This is a genomic window from Paenarthrobacter aromaticivorans (assembly GCF_019038615.1).
Taxonomy (GTDB): domain Bacteria; phylum Actinomycetota; class Actinomycetes; order Actinomycetales; family Micrococcaceae; genus Arthrobacter; species Arthrobacter aromaticivorans.
In genome coordinates this window covers 14,531-30,601 of sequence record NZ_JAHOPC010000006.1, presented here as the reverse complement: position 1 = coordinate 30,601, position 16,071 = coordinate 14,531, and the positions used below count along the sequence as shown (strand labels likewise).

Below are 16,071 nucleotides of genomic sequence, written 5' to 3'. Positions count from 1 at the left end.
CGCGGGGTCACTTAGGGCCCATGTTTGCCCTCACTTTGGGCCGTAAGCGACCCCGCGTTGTGTCATACCCTCTTGATCCTGGAGATCACCCCGGCGAAGCCTTCGGCAAGGTCGTCTGCATTGACTTTGAAGTAAGACCACCCCGCTCTGAGGAATGCCTCGTCGCGCCGGTTGTCCCGGGACTGCTGTTCACGTGTCAGGTGATGGGCGCCGTCGTACTGCACTGCGATTCGAAACCGCCGGTACCCGAGGTCGGCCCTTGGTGATATCGGATCCAGCAGGTCCAACTGCAGTTGTAGTTCAGGTTCGGGAAGGCCGGCATCCCGCATGGCCAGACGAAGGAATGTTTCTGGATACGAGTCCGCGCCCACCCTCATTTCGTCCAGCGCCAGGCGGGCCTTCTCCACCCCTTGGAGGTTGGGGTGCTGCCGAATCAACAGTCGAAGACCAGAGGGGTAAGCATAGGGTTCGGACCGTGATTCGAAGGTTGGTCGAGGGCGACGGATTAGCTGGTCGCCCATCGCAATGACATAGTTCAGCGGCAGGTCCTTGGCCAAGTCCAGCCAGGTGCGAGGACGAACTGCAACCGGTATTCCCTCGAAATCCATGACTTCACCGGGGTGGACGCGCACTCTATGCCCCGTCACCCCGGCACGGCGGACCCTCGGGAGGGTATGCGGTTTGCTGAGGTGGATGGCGTCTCCCCCGCCCATCCAAGGGGGAAGCCCCAGTCCGGTCAAGAGGGAAGCAGTCTCGTGCGAAACCCAGGCGCCGGGTGTTGCGGCGGCCAGAACCCGCGCGCGTTCCAGCAGTTCAATCTCACGTCCCGTTGGCAGATGAATCAGCCGACCGCCGTCGGAAAGGTCCTTTGCCCTGAGCCTTTTAGCTGGGATACCGAGCTCCCGGGACTCGTACGTCGTGAAGGCACGGTACTGGAGTTCGTCGGGCAGAGGGTTGATACGGACCATGCATTCCAGTGTGTCGGCTTGGAACTGTCAGCACGGGGTTATCCACAGCCCGGATACCGATGACAGCAACGCGGAGTCACTTACGGCCCATAAACGTCGTCAACATGGGCCGTAAGTGACCCCGCGTTGCATTTAGAGGTGAAGGCGGGACACGGCTTCCTGGCGCATGTCTACCTTCCGGACCTTGCCCGAGACGGTCATCGGGAAGCTCTCGCGGACATCCACGTATCGCGGAATCTTGTAATGCGCCAGCTTGCCCCTGCAGTACTCGGCGATGTCCTCGGCGGTCAGGGTTTCCGCCCTCGGTTTGAGGATGATGCAGGCCATGAGCTCCTCCCCGTATTTGGCGTCCGGAACACCGATTACCTGCACGTCCTGGATGGACGGATGCAGATACAGGAATTCCTCGATCTCCCGGGGATAAATGTTCTCGCCGCCACGGATCACCATGTCCTTAATCCGGCCTTCGATCACCAGATACCCGTCCTCGTCCATTCTGGCGAGGTCGCCCGTGTGCATCCAGCCTTCAGGGTCAATGGCCTCGGACGTCTTGTCCGGCTGGCCCCAGTAACCCTGCATCACCGCGTAGCCGCGCGTGCACAGCTCGCCGATGACACCGCGCTCCACCACTTCACCCGTACCCGGATCCACGATCCGGCTCTCAAGGTGCGGCATGGTCCTGCCAACCGTGCTGGTCCGATGTTCCAAAGTGTCCCCCGCCCGGGTCATCGTGGATACCGGCGAAGTCTCGGTCATGCCGTAGCAAATGGCCACGTCCACCATGTGCATCTCATCGATGACCCGGCGCATCACCTCCATGGGGCACAGCGACCCCGCCATGACGCCCGTCCTGAGCGTAGAGAGATCGAACGTGGCGAAGTCGGGCAGCGCGAGCTCGGCAATGAACATGGTGGGCACGCCATAAAGCGATGTGCCGCCAAAGTCCTGCACGGCTTCCAACGCCGCGGATGGGTTGAATCCCCTGCTTGGGATGATGGTTGCCGCCCCGAAGCTCAGGGCATTCAGGTTCCCGATCACCATTCCGAAGCAGTGGTAGAACGGGACCGGAATCACCACGCGGTCATGTTCCGTATATCCCAGGAGGCGGCCGATCGAATGGCCGTTGTTGAGGATGTTGTGGTGCGTGAGGGTTGCACCTTTCGGGAAGCCCGTGGTGCCCGAAGTGTATTGAAGGTTGATGGGATCGTGCGGACCCAGTTCAGCCATGCGGTCCCGTAATGCAGAAGGCCCGACGCCGTCCGCCCGGGTCAGGAGCTCGGCGTACGTCAGCTCGTGGCCGGCCTCGGGGACACCCGCCGAGAGGCCCGCAACCGGGTCCCCGGGGAGGAAGACGATCTCCTTGAGTTCGGGGCACGTACCGGCAGTCTCCCTGGCCATGCCCACGTAATCGCTGTTCTTATCTGAGGGCGCAGCCACGAGCATCCGCATGCCGTTCTGCTTGACCACGAACTCCAGTTCGTGTCTGCGATAAGCCGGGTTGACGTTGACGAGCACGGCCCCGATCTTTGCCGTGGCGTACTGCAGGATGGTCCACTCGGCACAGTTCGGGCTCCAGATGCCGATGCGCTCGCCTTTCTCCACGCCTTGGGCGAGGAGCGCGCGGGCGAGGTGATCGACGTCGTCGTTAAGCTTTTCGTAGCTCCACCGACGGGCGTCCCCGCCGGGTGTGGCAGCTGCTTCGATCAGGGCGTCCCTGAGCGGAAACTGCGCTGCGATTCGTTCAAAATTGGCACCGATGGTCTCTTCTAGCAGCGGGACGTCAGTGTCTCCGACGGTGTAGGACAACATGACCGAACGCTACCAAGACCGTCCGCGCAACAGAACCGTAAAGTGGACATTCCGCTCCGTGTCCTCCCGGTAGGGTTGGATCCATGAGTGCACCCATCGACCTGCAGGCCACGTTCATCCCCAACGACGGCGAATTCTTCCGCGTGAAGCTCGCCTTGGAAATCGCGATCGACGAGGTCGTCAACGAGCCCGGCTGCATCCGTTATGAACTGACCGAAGCCACTGAGGAGAAGCTGGTGCTCACAGAGCGCTGGGAGTCTGAGGAGGCCTTGGAGAAGCACTCCAAGGGCATTGCCGTCCAGGACCTGAACGAGTCCCTCAGCGCCCTGCTTGCCGAGCCGGTCAAGCTCGAACGGCTCTAATCTCTCCCAGCACCAGCTCAGCGAAACCGCTGCAAAACTGCGGGAACGCCTTTAAACATCGAGGCCGCCGGAACTCTCCGGCGGCCTCGATGTGCTTCCGGCGATTTCGCCGGGTTGGTACTAGCCTTCCTGGGCCTCGGCACGTGCCTTGGCGACATGGGCGTGGACTTCTTCCATGTCCAAGCCCTTCACGGCCTCAATGACCTGCTCCAGCTGCGGGCCGTTGAGGGCACCCGGCTGCGAGAAGACAAGCACTTTCTCACGGAATGCCATGAGCGTCGGGATAGACGTAATCCCGGCTTCGGCGGCGAGCTGCTGCTCAGCCTCGGTGTCCACTTTCGCGAAGACCACGTCCGGGTGCTTCTCAGAAGCTGCCCCATAAGTGGGCGCAAACTGGCGGCATGGGGCGCACCAGGCAGCCCAGAAATCCACCAGGACAATGTCATTGCCTTCGATGGTCGATGCGAACTGTTCTCCAGTGATGTCAACTGTAGCCATGTTTCCACGGTACGCGACCCCGCTCGCTAAGTCCCGTGGAGAGGGGCGTTGTTCGCTTCCCGCGTCACCGGGAATAAACGGCTACTTGCCCAGAACGTACTTGAGCGCGGACGCGTAGAGCGGAGCCACCTTGTTGTGTCCGGTTTGGTTCATGTGCACATCATCCAGATAGTTCCAGGTGGCCCCGGCGATAGTTGCTGTGCCGGCCATCGAGATACGGGGCCAGCCACGGACAGCGGCTTCGCGGGTCAAGAGCCCGTCCACCCATCGACGTTGGAAATGGCTGGCGTCATAGCGGGAGAGAACCCCGGTGACAAGGATCGTGCTGCGGGGATATTTGCGGCGCAGTTCATCCCACAGCCGGTTGGCTTGGGACAGGATCGCGGCATCGGTGGCAAAAATCCGGGCGTCGTTTCCGCCAAGTGTGACCACCACCAGCCCTGGGCTCCCTTGGGGCAAAAGGATCCGATCCAGGAGTACGGCATCCGTCGCTGAATTGCCACCGACCGCGGGGCTCCCCGAAACGTATCCGATCCCACCGATGCTCCGGACCACCTGGCGGGTATAGCCAGCGGCTCGGGCACCCTGTTCGCCCCATGAGTCAAGGTCCAGCTGCGAGTCGCCAAGGAAGACCACTGTGGAGGCGTCCACTGCTTCGGCTGAATACAACTCCTGCGTGGAATCGTTCCAGATGGTTTCCAACTTTTGGAAGGCGACGTGTGAGCCCCTGGCATCGGACCAGGTATCGCGGACCGGCCAGCCGAACTCGCCCGGATTGATGGACCACACTTTGTACGTCGGGTGCCCTACGATCCGTGCTCCCGTGGCTGGCCCCCACACAAGCCAGCCGTTGACGAACTGCTGCACCAGTCCCCCGGCACGAGGCAGTTTGTCCGTGAGGGGCAAGCCCAATTGTCCGGCAGCTCCACCTAGGGAAACGTAGCGGTTGTGGACGTCGCCATAGGTGGTTGAATGCGCACCCGTTGCCGCCGACCAATAGACCGTGCCGCCTTGGAAAAGTTGGTAGACGAAGTCGTTTTGCCGGTATTCCTCGCTGACCGGATACCCCAAGGCACCGTTCTGGCCTCCAGTCGCGGACCAGTAGCTCCGGATAGCTCCCGTCAGGGCGTGCGCAGCGGTGGCAGAGGACCAGATGATGGTGCCGTGCTGGTACTGCTGTGCGGAGCCACCGTTGCGCAGGCCGGTAGCTTCATCCGACGTGGGATAGCCAAATTCGCCGCTTTCCAGTCCCGATTGGCGCCAGCGCTCACGTATGGCGCCCATGGAGGGATGGGCCCCAGTTGCAGGGGACCACACGATAAAGCCGTGCTCGAACAGTTGGGAGGCACCGCCGTCGGGCAGTCCTGTGCGTTCGCTGCCAGCCGGGTACCCGAGGAAACCAGTCTCAAAACCCGCTCTCCCCCACGCCAAGTGGATGGACCCTGTTGTGCGTTGGGCTCCAGTGGCTGCCGAGTAGCTGATCGCTCCTCGTTCGAAGAGTTGCTTGGAACCACCGTTACGCAGGCCGCTGACTGTGTCTGTTGTGGGATAGCCGTGATAGCCCGCGGGGCCATCGGCTTCCCACCATGCGTTGCGGACTGGTCCATTGACCACCACCCGCGCTCCCGTGCGGGCCGACCAAGCGATATCGCCACCGAGGAACCGTTGCACGCAGCCGGTGCTGGAGCATTCCTCAGCTGCCGTGGGCCGGATCAGCACGCTTCGCGCCCAGGTGCTCGTGCTGTAAAGCTGCCCGATGGCACCCGTAACGGGAGGGGTGGAAGTCTCAAGCTGGATGCTCGCCGACGGCACGGCTTGCACCGGTACCGAGGTTCCGAGCTGGCCAAGGACCAACAGCAGCGCCGCCACTGATCCGGCGATTTTGCTTTTCTTCAAGGACGAAGCCGACCCTGCACAACCCACTTATCTACCCCTGCATCTTCAGACCCATGGGCCCCGTCACTGCTCCCCCACGAAGACAGTGAAGCCAGTATCTTCGACGCCGGGACTTCATGCAGCGACGACTCAACGTTCGGTGTCACATCGTTATGTTCGCGGCCTCTTGATCGCGATTGAACAAGTGTTTAGTGTATGAAACATGCGTTTAACCGCAGAGGATTTAACCACCCGGGCGCGCATTCGCGATGCCGCAATCGGGCTGTTCGGCCGCGATGGTTTCGGCCCTGCCACCGTCCGGGCGGTCGCCTCTGCGGCGGGGGTCAGCCCCGGCTTGGTGATCCACCATTTCGGCAGCAAGGCAGGTCTGCGCGAAGCATGCGACCAGCATGTCCTTGCGCAGACCGCCAGCCAGGGCAAGGAGAAAACCGACCCCGCCACTACACGTCAATTGATCCAGGACTACCTCAACCATCCGGACCAGTACGCCGATGAGATCGCCTACATTCGGCGCTCCCTGGGGGACGAATCCGAGGCTGGCGACGCATTCTTCGACGCCGTTGTGCGCCAGACGCAGGACGTTATCGAGGCCGGGATCGCCGCCGGCACCATCCGCGAATTCGACGACGTCCGGTCCACCGCCGTCGTCGTCGCCTCAAACAGCCTCTCCATGCTCATGCTCGGCAGGCACCTCTCACGGGCGCTGGGAGCGGACGTAATAGAACCGCACGGCATAGGACCGGAACTGCTGCGGCAACTGACCGTCCCCGCGCTGGACATCTACACCAACGGCTTCTATGCGGATTCGCGATTCCTGGATGCGGCCCGCGACGCCCTGCAACAAGACACCAACAACCAAGGAAGGGAGCATGCCCCGTGACCCAGGCAATCGTCGTCGAAGGGTTGCGCAAGAAGTTCGGCCAGCGCGAGGTCCTCCACGGACTCGATTTCGCCGTTGAACCGGGAACGGTCTTCGGCGTTATTGGACCGAATGGAGCGGGCAAAACCACCACCATGCGCTGCCTGCTGGATATCATCCGGCCAAGCGCGGGAACCATTTCAGTGTTGGGGCAGGATCCACGCCGCGCCGGAACCGGGCTGCGCCGAAGGATCGGTTATCTCCCGGGCGAACTTCACTTGGAGAACCGAACCACGGGCCGGCGCATGCTTGAACACTTCGCCGCTATCAGTGGCCCGGTAGAGCCCAAGTATGTCAACGAGTTGGCAGAGCGCCTGGATTTGGATTTGGACCGGCAGACCCGCAAGCTCTCCAAGGGGAACAAGCAGAAGCTCGGCCTCCTGCAGGCATTCATGCACCGCCCCGAGCTCCTGGTGCTCGATGAACCAACCAGCGGCCTGGATCCCCTGGTCCAACAGGAGTTCCATGCACTGGTCCGCGAAGTCGTGGACGGCGGCGCAACGGTCTTCCTCAGCTCACACGTCCTGAGCGAGGTCCAGCAGGCCGCCGATGCCGTAGCTATCCTCCGCGATGGCGGCATCGTGACAATCTCCACTGTTGAGGCCTTGAGGAACGCGGCTGTACGGCAGTTGCGGTTCAACGCGGCCGGCGCGGACGCGAACGACGTCGGCGCGCTGCTGGCGCGAGTGCCTGGCGTCGCCAACGTTGTGCTGCGGGAGCTTCCCGGCGACGGCGCAGCGGAAGCCGCCGTCGAAGCAACGGCGACACTTTCCGGTCAGGTCCAGCCACTGGTGCAGGAGCTGGCTCGGCTGAACCTCAAAGACCTCGTCCTGGAGGAACCGGATTTGGAGGAGGCCGTGTTGACTCTCTACACGGGGCACTATGTGGGGAACGGAAATGGACACAAATCCGTGAGCCACACGGAAGGAGCGCACCATGCCTAGGTTCCTCCCCCTCTTCACCAAAGCCTTGACAGACTCGTGGCGGTCCACCCTCGCGTGGGCCTTGGGACTGACGGGCGCGATCATGCTGTACCTGCCCCTTTATCCGTCCATCGGGGGCAGCGCGCAAATGCAGCAAATGATCGACGCACTCCCACAAGAGATGACCAAAGCCCTGAACTATGACCAGATAGCCACCGGACCTGGTTATACACAGGCCACCATGTTCGGCCTGATCGGTTTCCTGCTGATGTCCATGGCATCCGTAGGCTGGGGCGCGGCTGCAGTGGGCGGGGACGAAGAGTCAGGGCTGCTGGAATTGACCCTTGCCCATAGTGTCACCCGAATCCAGGTGGTCCTTGAACGAGCCCTGGCACTCGTGGTGCGCGTCGGGATCCTCTCGGCCTTGGTCTTCCTGCTGGTGCTGGTGCTGAACAGGCCCTCGAAACTGGACATCGACGTCGGGCACCTCTTCGGTGCGGTAGTGCTGTTTGCCGCTTTGGCACTGCTAAGTGGAACAGCGGCGCTGTGCGTGGGTGCGCTGACGGGGCGGAAGGTCTATGCAATTGCTGCTGGTGCGGCCGTCGCCGTCCTCGGCTATGTCTTCAACGCTGTTGGGAGGCAAAGCCCCGACGTCGACTGGCTGCTGAACCTTTCGCCGTACCACTGGGCGTACGGCAATTCACCGGTAACGAACGGCGCTGATTGGGGAGCGGCTGCAGGCTTACTTGGTATCTCCGCGGCGCTTATCGCCCTGGGCGCGGTTGCGCTTCAGCGGCGGGACGTAGGTGTTTGAGCTCCCCTAGGCCCACAGATGCGGAGCTGGCCGGCGTGCTCCTGGGAGCGCATTGTTTTCCCGCCACTCATGGATCCACTCCGGTAATTCCAGATCAGCCGGTGGCGCGCCGAACTCAGCAATGATCTCCTCCTGCGTCACTGGCTTCCCCTTGCTTACCAAGCGGGTTGCGATGTGCGCGCGTGCGTAAATCTCGCCGTCCACCACCATGCGCTGCTCAAAGTAGATGGCTTTGGTGTCCAGTCCGATGATGCGCGTTTCGATGGTGTAGCGCTGCCAGAGTTGCAATGATTTGCGGAAAGCGATGGTCTCTCCGGCTGCAACGGGGCTCCAACCGCGTCTGCGCATCTTTTTCCAGATACCGCTCCGAACCATGAGGTCGAAACGGCCAAGGTCCATCAAGGAGAAATACATACCGTTGTTCACATGCATCGCGATGTCGATGTCCGTCGGCAGAACCCGCAGGGGCAGCGAGGACGCTTCCCAAGCACCCAAGGGTGAACGCTTGGATGAAGTGAACAGCAGCATGAGGGTGCGAAGAAGCAAATGCATGCGAGCAATGTTACTTGCGAGTAACTTCCGAGGGAATAGGCGGACCGCATAGTGGACATGCTGCAGGCGCCGCGATAGTACATCTGGGGCTTTATGTCCAACGATTGCACAAACGTTTACCGCCAGTTCATCCATCCCGTGCACAATATCTGAAACCCGGAAACACCGACTCACACCCAGGGAGATCCCTTTGAGCACACTGCAAACCGCGAAGCCGCACGCCGACGTCTGGCCCGAGCTCGCCCGGCACCAGGACGTCGTGCTCCGGGACGCCCGGGGCAACCGCATCGAAGGAACCATCGATGGCATGACCGATGACCGCAGCACACTCTGGGTTCAGCTCAAGGGCGGTTTGGGCCGGCAACTGGTTCACCACATGGACGGATACTGGCTGGAGACGCCCAACGTCTGATCCGTTTTTCAGTGGCGTACGTTGCTGCTGTGGCTAGGATTCCCGTATGACTCAAGCGCGATACCGGGACCTCGTCGAATGGCCCCTGATGGCGACCGCACTGATTTTCCTCGCGGCATATGCCTGGCAGGTCATAGGACGGCTAGACGGCGCGGCCGGCCTTCCCTTCGAAATAATCCTCTGGATTACCTGGGGGATCTTCGCGCTGGACTACTTCGCCAACCTTTGGCTGGCCGAGGATCGAAGGCGATGGTTCGTCTGGAACCTGCATGAGCTCCTCATCGTGGTGCTCCCCTTCTTCCGGCCACTCCGGCTCCTTCGGCTAGTCACACTCCTGTCCGTATTGCAGCGCACCGTGGGAGAAACCCTGCGCGGACGCGTAGCCACATATGTTGCCGGCTCGGCCGCCATGTTGGTGCTTATCGGCGCCTTGGCAGTGCTTGATGTGGAACAGAATGCCCCGGACGCCAAGATCCTGACCTTCGGCGACGCTGCATGGTGGGCCATCACCACCATCACCACAGTTGGCTACGGAGACCTCTACCCCGTCACCCCCATCGGCAGGATCGTGGCGGCAGCGCTCATGATGAGCGGGATTGCCGTCCTGGGTATCGTGACGGCCTCCATTGCCTCGTGGCTGGTGCAACGAATCGAGGAAAACGCAGAAGACGTGGCGGCCGCCGCGGAAACCAAAGCAGCAGCCGCCGAAGAACCGGTCCGCGCCGAGTTGGCAGACCTTGTTGCTGAAATCGCTGCCCTACGGCGGGAAATCGCCGAGCTTCGGGAGAGCGCGGTTGCTGGGCGTGACCCTGGCACGGAGTCAACGGCCAGCTGAGAAGTCCCGGAGTCGTTCAAAGTCCCCTCCGCACAACGGTGAGTTCAGCGAACAAGAGCGGGAGCGGCGGATTCCCTGGCCCCTGCACTTCGGACGCGCGTAGCTCGAACGCGAAAAATCCCCGGAACCTGTTGGTTCCGGGGATTTCCCGTTGGGTGGCAGATGAGGGATTCGAACCCCCGTAGGCGTTGCCAGCTGATTTACAGTCAGCCCCCTTTGGCCGCTCGGGTAATCTGCCGAACTTCAAAAGAAGATCACTTCCGGAGACCGTTTCTTTTCGATCCGGTAACCGAAGGCAGAGACAACCTTACAGAACTTCCGGCCAAGAATCTAATCGAGGGCAGACACACCCGAATGGCCTGTATTTCAGGCTTCTCCGAGGATCCGGCCAGCCAGTTTCGCTTCAAACTTTTCAGCTTGCTCAGCCGTGATTTGGTTAAGCTCCACAGCCCGCTGCAAATCCGCATGCACCCCGTCCATACGCGAAGCCGCATCCGGCACCGGACTCAGGACGATCGACGCCGCCACGGTCACCGCTGCCACCGCACTCGCCGCGGCTGCGGCCGCCGTACCGATCGAACCAGCCGCCGCGGATGCGGACTTCGTGACGTAGTGGACGGCTTTGTGGCTCATGCTTACCTCCGGGGTGGGCTCTTCCAACTGGTACAACTCTCAAACATCCACCTCGGTTCCAACCAAGCATGTGCTGTGAGCGAACTGTGAGAGTTATCCACGGCCCCATCCCGCTCCTTCCGTACTAGGCTGGATGGCAGACAAACCGCCCTTACCGGGCCCCCAACCTAAGGAGAGTCATGGCAGGCGAATCAACGTTCGACGTCGTCAGCAAGGTAGACAAGCAAGAGGTCGCCAACGCGCTCAACCAGTCCCAGAAGGAAATCGCCCAGCGCTACGACTTCAAGGGAGTCGGCGCAGAGATTGACTTCAGCGGCGAAAAGATCCTGATGAAGGCCAACTCGGAGGATCGTGTCCTCGCCGTCCTGGACGTCTTCCAGTCCAAGCTCATCAAGCGTGGCATCTCACTGAAGTCCCTGGACCAGGGCGAGCCTTACCCGTCCGGCAAGGAATTCCGGCTGGAGTGCACCATCAAGGAGGGCATCGCACAGGACATCGCCAAGAAGATCAACAAGATCATCCGCGACGAAGCCCCCAAGTCCGTCAAGTCCCAGATCCAGGGCGACGAGCTTCGCGTCACCTCCAAGTCCCGCGATGACCTGCAGGAAACCATGAACATCCTCAAGAAGTTCGAAGAGGCAGACCTGCAGTTCGTGAACTTCCGCAGCTAGGCTGCCGACGCTGGACCGTCAGCGTCATAAAAGCCGGGGTCCGGCGCCACTCAGGGCGCTGGGCCCCGGTTTTTTGGCGCTGTACCCTGGTTTTTGTGGCCCGGCTACATCGATTGTCGTAATGGCCGGGGATATTAGGGCACAAACTTTTTGCGTAATCACCCCATGGCAGTATTCTTCTTCATTAGGCAAGCCTAAGTATGGCTCCCCTGAGTGAAAGAAACGCACATGACCGCCAACTTCCTGATAGGCCTGCGTGAAGGCCTCGAGGCCTCGCTCATCGTGGTCCTCCTGATGGCCTACCTCATCAAGACCGGCCGGCAGTCCCTGCTCCCCCGGCTCTGGGCCGGCGTCGGGCTGGCCATCGCCATCTCCCTCGCTTTCGGCGCCCTTCTTACTTTCGGACCACGGGGCCTCACCTTTGAGGCCCAGGAAGCGATCGGCGGAGGGCTGTCCATTGTTGCCGTGGGACTCGTGACCTGGATGGTCTTCTGGATGGCGCGCACTGCCCGCAGCCTCGGAAGCGACCTCAGGTCCCACGTGGACAAAGCAGCCGACGGCGCCGCATGGGGCCTTGTGCTGGTTGCGGCACTGGCCGTGGGCCGCGAAGGACTCGAAACCGCACTCTTCATTTGGGCGGCAGCGCAAGCCACCGGCGAAACGACGTTCCCCCTCCTCGGTGCCCTACTTGGCCTCCTGACAGCTGCCGGACTCGGATACCTGCTCCACCGTGGCGTCCTGAAGGTCAACCTGGGCCGCTTCTTCACTTGGACGGGAGTGGGACTCATCGTCATTGCCGGAGGCGTCCTTGCTTATGGCATCCACGATCTCCAGGAAGCCGGCATCCTTCCGGGCCTGCATAGCCTGGCCTTCGACCTCTCAGCCGCCGTCCCGCCGTCGTCCTGGTACGGAACCTTGCTGAAGGGCACACTGAACTTCTCCCCGGCCACCACCTGGCTGGAAGCAGGAGCATGGCTGCTGTATGTCATCCCGGTGCTGTTCCTGTACGTCCGGGCCAACCGTTCCCATCCTCCGGCGGCGGCAGTGAAGACGTCGGCCCCGAACGCGACTGTCGCCCTGCAGCAGTAATACCCGCAGCCCGCCCCAACTTGCGCATCCCTCGCACCCAGCGCCTTCCCCCAACGCAAAGGACCCCCATGCCTGGCACGTTCCTGTCCCCGTCCATGTCCCCGAAGCTTCGCAGGACCCTCACCGTCATCGGTGTGGCTGCGGCCGTCCCCATGCTTGTGGTGGGCTGCACTGACAATACGAAAACAACCACGGCGGCCAAGGATGGGCCGATCCAGGTCAGCAGCACCGCGAACGAGTGCAAGGTCTCCACAGGTACCGCTCCCAGCGGCAACCTGACGTTTGCCGTGAAGAACGAAGGCACCGAGGTCACCGAGTTCTATCTGCTGGCCGAGGACGGCCTGCGGATCATCGGTGAAGTGGAAAACATCGGCCCGGGAATTACGCGCAACCTTGTAGTTACAGCTCCTGCCGGCAAGTACACCACCGCTTGCAAGCCGGGTATGCAGGGCGACGGCATCCGGGCTTCGTTTGAGGTCACAGAATCGGGAAACAAGCCGAGCGCGGACGCTGATTTCCAAAAGCTCCTCGAGACCGGGTCCCAGCAGTACGCCGCCTATGTCAAGGATCAAACGGAGCAGCTCGTCACGGGCACAAAAGCCTTTGCAGACGCCTTCGCAGCCGGTGACGCCGCCAAGGCCCGTGAGCTCTACGCCGCGACCCGTATGCACTGGGAGCGGATCGAGCCCGTCGCAGAATCGTTTGGCGATCTCGATCCCAAGTTGGATGCACGCGAGGCTGATCTCGAGCCCGGCCAGGAATGGACCGGCTGGCACCGCGCAGAGAAGGACTTGTTCCCGCCTGCGGACTACACCGCCATGACCCCGGCCGAACGTAGCGCGATATCCACCCAGCTGGTTTCAGACACTGCAGACCTCGCAACGCGTACCCGCACAGTGGAGCTGACAGCCGACAAGCTGGGCAACGGCGCCAAGGAGCTCCTCGATGAGGTTGCTACCGGCAAGGTGACGGGTGAGGAAGAGATCTGGTCCCACACCGACCTCTGGGATTTCCAGGCCAACGTGGACGGCGCCCGCATCGCGTTCGAGAGCCTGAAGCCGGCATTGGCCCAAAAAGATGCAGAGCTTGCCAAGGCCTTGGACGAGAAGTTCACAGCCCTCCAGGCCGAGCTCAAGAAGCATGCCAAGGGCGATGGCTTCGCCTACTACAACGAGCTGAGCCAGGATCAGATCCAGCAACTCGCCGCACTGGTCGACTCCTTGGGCGAACCACTGTCCAAGCTCACGTCGGCCGTCGTGCTGTGAGCGGCTGCCCCTACGGGCACACCGGAGAAGCCCCGGAGGCTCCCGGTGCCGGACAGCCGGTGGATGTGAACAGTTCCGCGCGCGCAGGCGAGGCGACCGGCGTCGAACGTTCCACGGGGACGTCCGACGGCGGTGCGTCGGCTACCGCTGGCACCTCCCGCTTGTCGCGCCGCGGCCTCCTTTCCCTTGCCGGAGTGGGCGGCGCTGGCGCAGTCGCTGGTCTGGCCGCAGGTTTCCTGGGCAACGACCTGGTCACAGCCGGTGCTGCATCGGCCGCGGAATCCGACGCAGGGGATGCTGTTGTTCCCTTTTTCGGTGAGCACCAGGCCGGCATCACCACCCCGGCCCAGGACCGGCTGCACATGGCTGCGTTCGACGTCACCACGGAGGACCGGAAAGAGCTGATCAATCTCCTGAAGGACTGGACTGCTGCGGCTGCGGCCATGACGGCGGGCCGCACTACGGGTGCGACTGGCGCCGTCGATGGCCCTTACGATGCCCCGCCGGAAGATACCGGTGAGGCGCTGGACCTGGCCGCCGCACAATTGACGTTGACCTTCGGTTTCGGCGCAGGCCTGTTTGAGAAGAATGGCAAGGTTCGCTTTGGCTTGGACGGACGCAGACCAAAGGCCTTGATCGACCTCCCGCATTTCCCGGGTGATGACCTTCAACCTGGCCGCACCGGAGGCGATATCGTGGTCCAGGCATGCGCCGACGACCCCCAAGTAGCCGTACACGCCATCCGTAACCTCGCGCGCATCGGTTTCGGAAAGGTGCGAGTCCGCTGGTCCCAATTGGGCTTTGGCCGCACGTCCTCCACGTCCCGTGCGCAGGTGACGCCCCGCAACCTCTTTGGCTTCAAGGACGGCACCAACAACCTCAAGGTTGAGGACAACGCCCTCCTCGATGAGCATGTCTGGGTAGGTTCCCCCGCTTTGCCGAATGAAGAGTGGATGAGGGGCGGCAGCTATCTTGTGGCGCGCAGGATCCAGATGCATATCGAGATCTGGGACCGGACGTCCCTGCGTGAGCAGGAAGGTCTGATCGGCAGGACAAAGGGCGTGGGAGCGCCGTTGTCCGGTGGCGAAGAGTTCACGGCGCCCGATTTCAAGCTCGCGGGCCGCAACGGTGACCCGCTCATTCCCTTGGACTCGCACGTCCGGCTGGCCCACCCCGACCAGAATGAGGGTGTGCGGATGCTTCGCCGTGGCTACAACTTCACCGACGGCTCAGACGGACTCGGGCATTTGGACGCTGGATTGTTCTTCATCGCGTTCGTGAAGGATCCACGGACCCACTACGTTCCGATGCAGCTGGCGCTGGCCAAGGGCGATACCTTGTCCGTGGAATACCTGAAACACACGGGCTCCGGCCTTTTTGCCGTGCCTCCGGGGACCCAACAGGGCGGCTTCATCGGCGAAGGACTTTTCGCCTAGGCTGATTCATCTATTACGTTGCGAACCCGCTATCCCGTTGTTGGCCAACCACGGAATAGCGGGTTCACGACGTTTTAGGCGTTGAGTAAGCCGCGTCCTTAGGGAAGCGGCCGCCCAGCCATCCGCTCAAGCCTGGTGATGCGCTCCTGCATAGGCGGGTGCGTGGAGAACAAACGCCGCATGCCACCGCCACGGAAGGGGTTGGCGATCATGAGGTGGGAGGCATTCACAAGCCGTTGGTCCTGTGGGAGCGGAAGCTGGGAGACGCCGGATTCGATCTTTCGCAGTGCCGAGGCGAGCGCCAGTGGGTCGCCGGTCAGCGCGGCACCGTCCTCGTCGGCGTCGTACTCGCGGGTGCGGGAGATCGCCATCTGGATCAGTGAGGCCGCGAACGGCGCCAGCAGTGCCATGGCGATCATCGCGATCGGGTTGGCGTTGCGCCGATCCCCGCCGCCGAAGAACAACAACATCTGCCCCACGGACGTGATCACGCCCGCAACGGCAGCCGCCACGGAAGACGTCAGGATGTCACGGTTGTACACGTGCATAAGCTCATGGCCCAGGACGCCCCGGAGTTCGCGTGCATCAAGGACATGCAGGATTCCCTCGGTGCAGCAAACGGCGGCGTTCTTGGGGCTGCGCCCGGTAGCGAAGGCGTTCGGCGTCATGGTGGGCGAGAGGTAAATCCGCGGCATGGGCTTGTTTGCCCGCACGGAAAGCTCCCGGACAATCTGGTACAGCTGCGGGGCTTGTGCTTCCGTGACCGGATAGGCCGCCATGGAGCGGATGGCGATCTTGTCGCTGTTCCAGTATCCGTAGGCAGTAGTGGCTACCCCGATCAGTGCAAAGATCCAGATGGGCGTGGTGCTGCGCGTGCCGGCCCCGATGATGGCGCCCAAACCCAACAGCACCGCCCACAGCACACCGAAAAGCGCCGCGGTCTTGAGTCCATTGTTGTGTTTGTGCACGGTTGTTCTTCCACTCTCGTT

The 16,071-nt window shown here is 62.1% G+C and carries 17 protein-coding genes and 1 tRNA gene; 10 read left to right on the top strand and 8 right to left on the bottom strand.

The window, feature by feature from the left end; all coding sequences use genetic code 11:
* Positions 1 to 62 precede the first annotated feature (62 nt).
* Both KSW38_RS11175 and KSW38_RS11170 read right to left on the bottom strand, forming a co-directional pair.
* Positions 63 to 968 carry an endonuclease domain-containing protein gene (locus KSW38_RS11175; protein WP_216925018.1) on the bottom strand — a complete coding sequence of 302 codons (906 nt, stop codon included), beginning with the start codon at positions 966 to 968 and terminating at the stop codon, positions 63 to 65.
* 132 nt (positions 969 to 1,100) lie between these two features.
* The gene (locus KSW38_RS11170; protein WP_216925017.1) at positions 1,101 to 2,777 is read right to left on the bottom strand and encodes an AMP-binding protein; all 1,677 of its coding nucleotides are present in this window, start codon (positions 2,775 to 2,777) and stop codon (positions 1,101 to 1,103) included.
* An 83-nt stretch (positions 2,778 to 2,860) separates the two neighbouring features.
* Here KSW38_RS11170 and KSW38_RS11165 point away from each other — a divergent pair, with 83 nt between their 5' ends.
* On the top strand, positions 2,861 to 3,139 hold the full coding sequence (locus KSW38_RS11165; RefSeq protein WP_216925016.1) for a putative quinol monooxygenase: 279 nt from the start codon (positions 2,861 to 2,863) through the stop codon (positions 3,137 to 3,139).
* 120 nt (positions 3,140 to 3,259) lie between these two features.
* Here KSW38_RS11165 and KSW38_RS11160 read toward each other — a convergent pair whose 3' ends face one another.
* A complete protein-coding gene (locus KSW38_RS11160; protein WP_216925015.1) occupies positions 3,260 to 3,637 on the bottom strand; it encodes a thioredoxin family protein in 378 nt (125 codons plus the stop codon).
* An 81-nt stretch (positions 3,638 to 3,718) separates the two neighbouring features.
* Positions 3,719 to 5,533, bottom strand: a complete 1,815-nt coding sequence (locus KSW38_RS11155) for an SGNH/GDSL hydrolase family protein (protein WP_216925014.1) — start codon at positions 5,531 to 5,533, stop codon at positions 3,719 to 3,721.
* Positions 5,534 to 5,735: 202 nt separating this feature from the next.
* Between KSW38_RS11155 and KSW38_RS11150 the strand changes: the two genes are divergently transcribed.
* From KSW38_RS11150 to KSW38_RS11140, 3 genes are read left to right on the top strand one after another with little or no spacing between them, the layout of a single operon-like run.
* On the top strand, positions 5,736 to 6,413 hold the full coding sequence (locus KSW38_RS11150; protein WP_216925013.1) for a TetR/AcrR family transcriptional regulator: 678 nt from the start codon (positions 5,736 to 5,738) through the stop codon (positions 6,411 to 6,413).
* Complete coding sequence (locus tag KSW38_RS11145) at positions 6,410 to 7,396, top strand: ABC transporter ATP-binding protein (RefSeq protein ID WP_216925012.1); 987 nt, start codon at positions 6,410 to 6,412, stop codon at positions 7,394 to 7,396. Before KSW38_RS11150 ends, KSW38_RS11145 begins: the two co-directional genes overlap by 4 nt.
* Complete coding sequence (locus KSW38_RS11140; protein WP_216925011.1) at positions 7,389 to 8,189, top strand: ABC transporter permease subunit; 801 nt, start codon at positions 7,389 to 7,391, stop codon at positions 8,187 to 8,189. The genes KSW38_RS11145 and KSW38_RS11140 overlap by 8 nt, the downstream gene beginning before the upstream one ends.
* Before the next feature lie 6 nt (positions 8,190 to 8,195).
* On the opposite strand, the gene KSW38_RS11135 is transcribed toward KSW38_RS11140, so the two are convergent.
* Positions 8,196 to 8,741, bottom strand: coding sequence for an acyl-CoA thioesterase (locus KSW38_RS11135; protein ID WP_216925010.1), 546 nt, complete (start codon positions 8,739 to 8,741; stop codon positions 8,196 to 8,198).
* 190 nt (positions 8,742 to 8,931) lie between these two features.
* Between KSW38_RS11135 and KSW38_RS11130 the strand changes: the two genes are divergently transcribed.
* Entirely contained in the window at positions 8,932 to 9,153 is a 222-nt protein-coding gene (locus tag KSW38_RS11130; RefSeq protein ID WP_216925009.1) for a hypothetical protein, read from the top strand.
* A 46-nt stretch (positions 9,154 to 9,199) separates the two neighbouring features.
* Positions 9,200 to 9,988 carry a potassium channel family protein gene (locus KSW38_RS11125; RefSeq protein ID WP_216925008.1) on the top strand — a complete coding sequence of 263 codons (789 nt, stop codon included), beginning with the start codon at positions 9,200 to 9,202 and terminating at the stop codon, positions 9,986 to 9,988.
* A gap of 156 nt (positions 9,989 to 10,144) precedes the next feature.
* Here the strand turns inward: KSW38_RS11125 and KSW38_RS11120 are convergent.
* Together KSW38_RS11120 and KSW38_RS11115 are read right to left on the bottom strand one after the other, a co-directional pair.
* Positions 10,145 to 10,226 (bottom strand) — tRNA-Tyr (locus KSW38_RS11120).
* Between the two features lie 128 nt (positions 10,227 to 10,354).
* Positions 10,355 to 10,621: a hypothetical protein gene (locus tag KSW38_RS11115; RefSeq protein WP_216925007.1), complete on the bottom strand. Its 267-nt coding sequence runs from the start codon at positions 10,619 to 10,621 to the stop codon at positions 10,355 to 10,357.
* Between the two features lie 179 nt (positions 10,622 to 10,800).
* Between KSW38_RS11115 and KSW38_RS11110 the strand changes: the two genes are divergently transcribed.
* The 4 genes from KSW38_RS11110 to efeB all read left to right on the top strand — a co-directional run bounded on the left by KSW38_RS11110 (position 10,801) and on the right by efeB (position 15,082).
* Positions 10,801 to 11,292 carry a YajQ family cyclic di-GMP-binding protein gene (locus tag KSW38_RS11110; protein ID WP_018776783.1) on the top strand — a complete coding sequence of 164 codons (492 nt, stop codon included), beginning with the start codon at positions 10,801 to 10,803 and terminating at the stop codon, positions 11,290 to 11,292.
* Between the two features lie 228 nt (positions 11,293 to 11,520).
* Positions 11,521 to 12,381: an iron uptake transporter permease EfeU gene (efeU, locus tag KSW38_RS11105; protein ID WP_216925006.1), complete on the top strand. Its 861-nt coding sequence runs from the start codon at positions 11,521 to 11,523 to the stop codon at positions 12,379 to 12,381.
* A 68-nt stretch (positions 12,382 to 12,449) separates the two neighbouring features.
* Positions 12,450 to 13,646 carry an iron uptake system protein EfeO gene (gene efeO / locus KSW38_RS11100; RefSeq protein ID WP_254186385.1) on the top strand — a complete coding sequence of 399 codons (1,197 nt, stop codon included), beginning with the start codon at positions 12,450 to 12,452 and terminating at the stop codon, positions 13,644 to 13,646.
* Positions 13,643 to 15,082, top strand: coding sequence for an iron uptake transporter deferrochelatase/peroxidase subunit (gene efeB / locus KSW38_RS11095; RefSeq protein ID WP_216925005.1), 1,440 nt, complete (start codon positions 13,643 to 13,645; stop codon positions 15,080 to 15,082). Before efeO ends, efeB begins: the two co-directional genes overlap by 4 nt.
* A gap of 98 nt (positions 15,083 to 15,180) precedes the next feature.
* Here the strand turns inward: efeB and htpX are convergent, their stop codons facing one another.
* A complete protein-coding gene (htpX, locus tag KSW38_RS11090) occupies positions 15,181 to 16,050 on the bottom strand; it encodes a zinc metalloprotease HtpX (RefSeq protein ID WP_216925004.1) in 870 nt (289 codons plus the stop codon).
* Between the last annotated feature and the right edge of the window lie 21 nt (positions 16,051 to 16,071).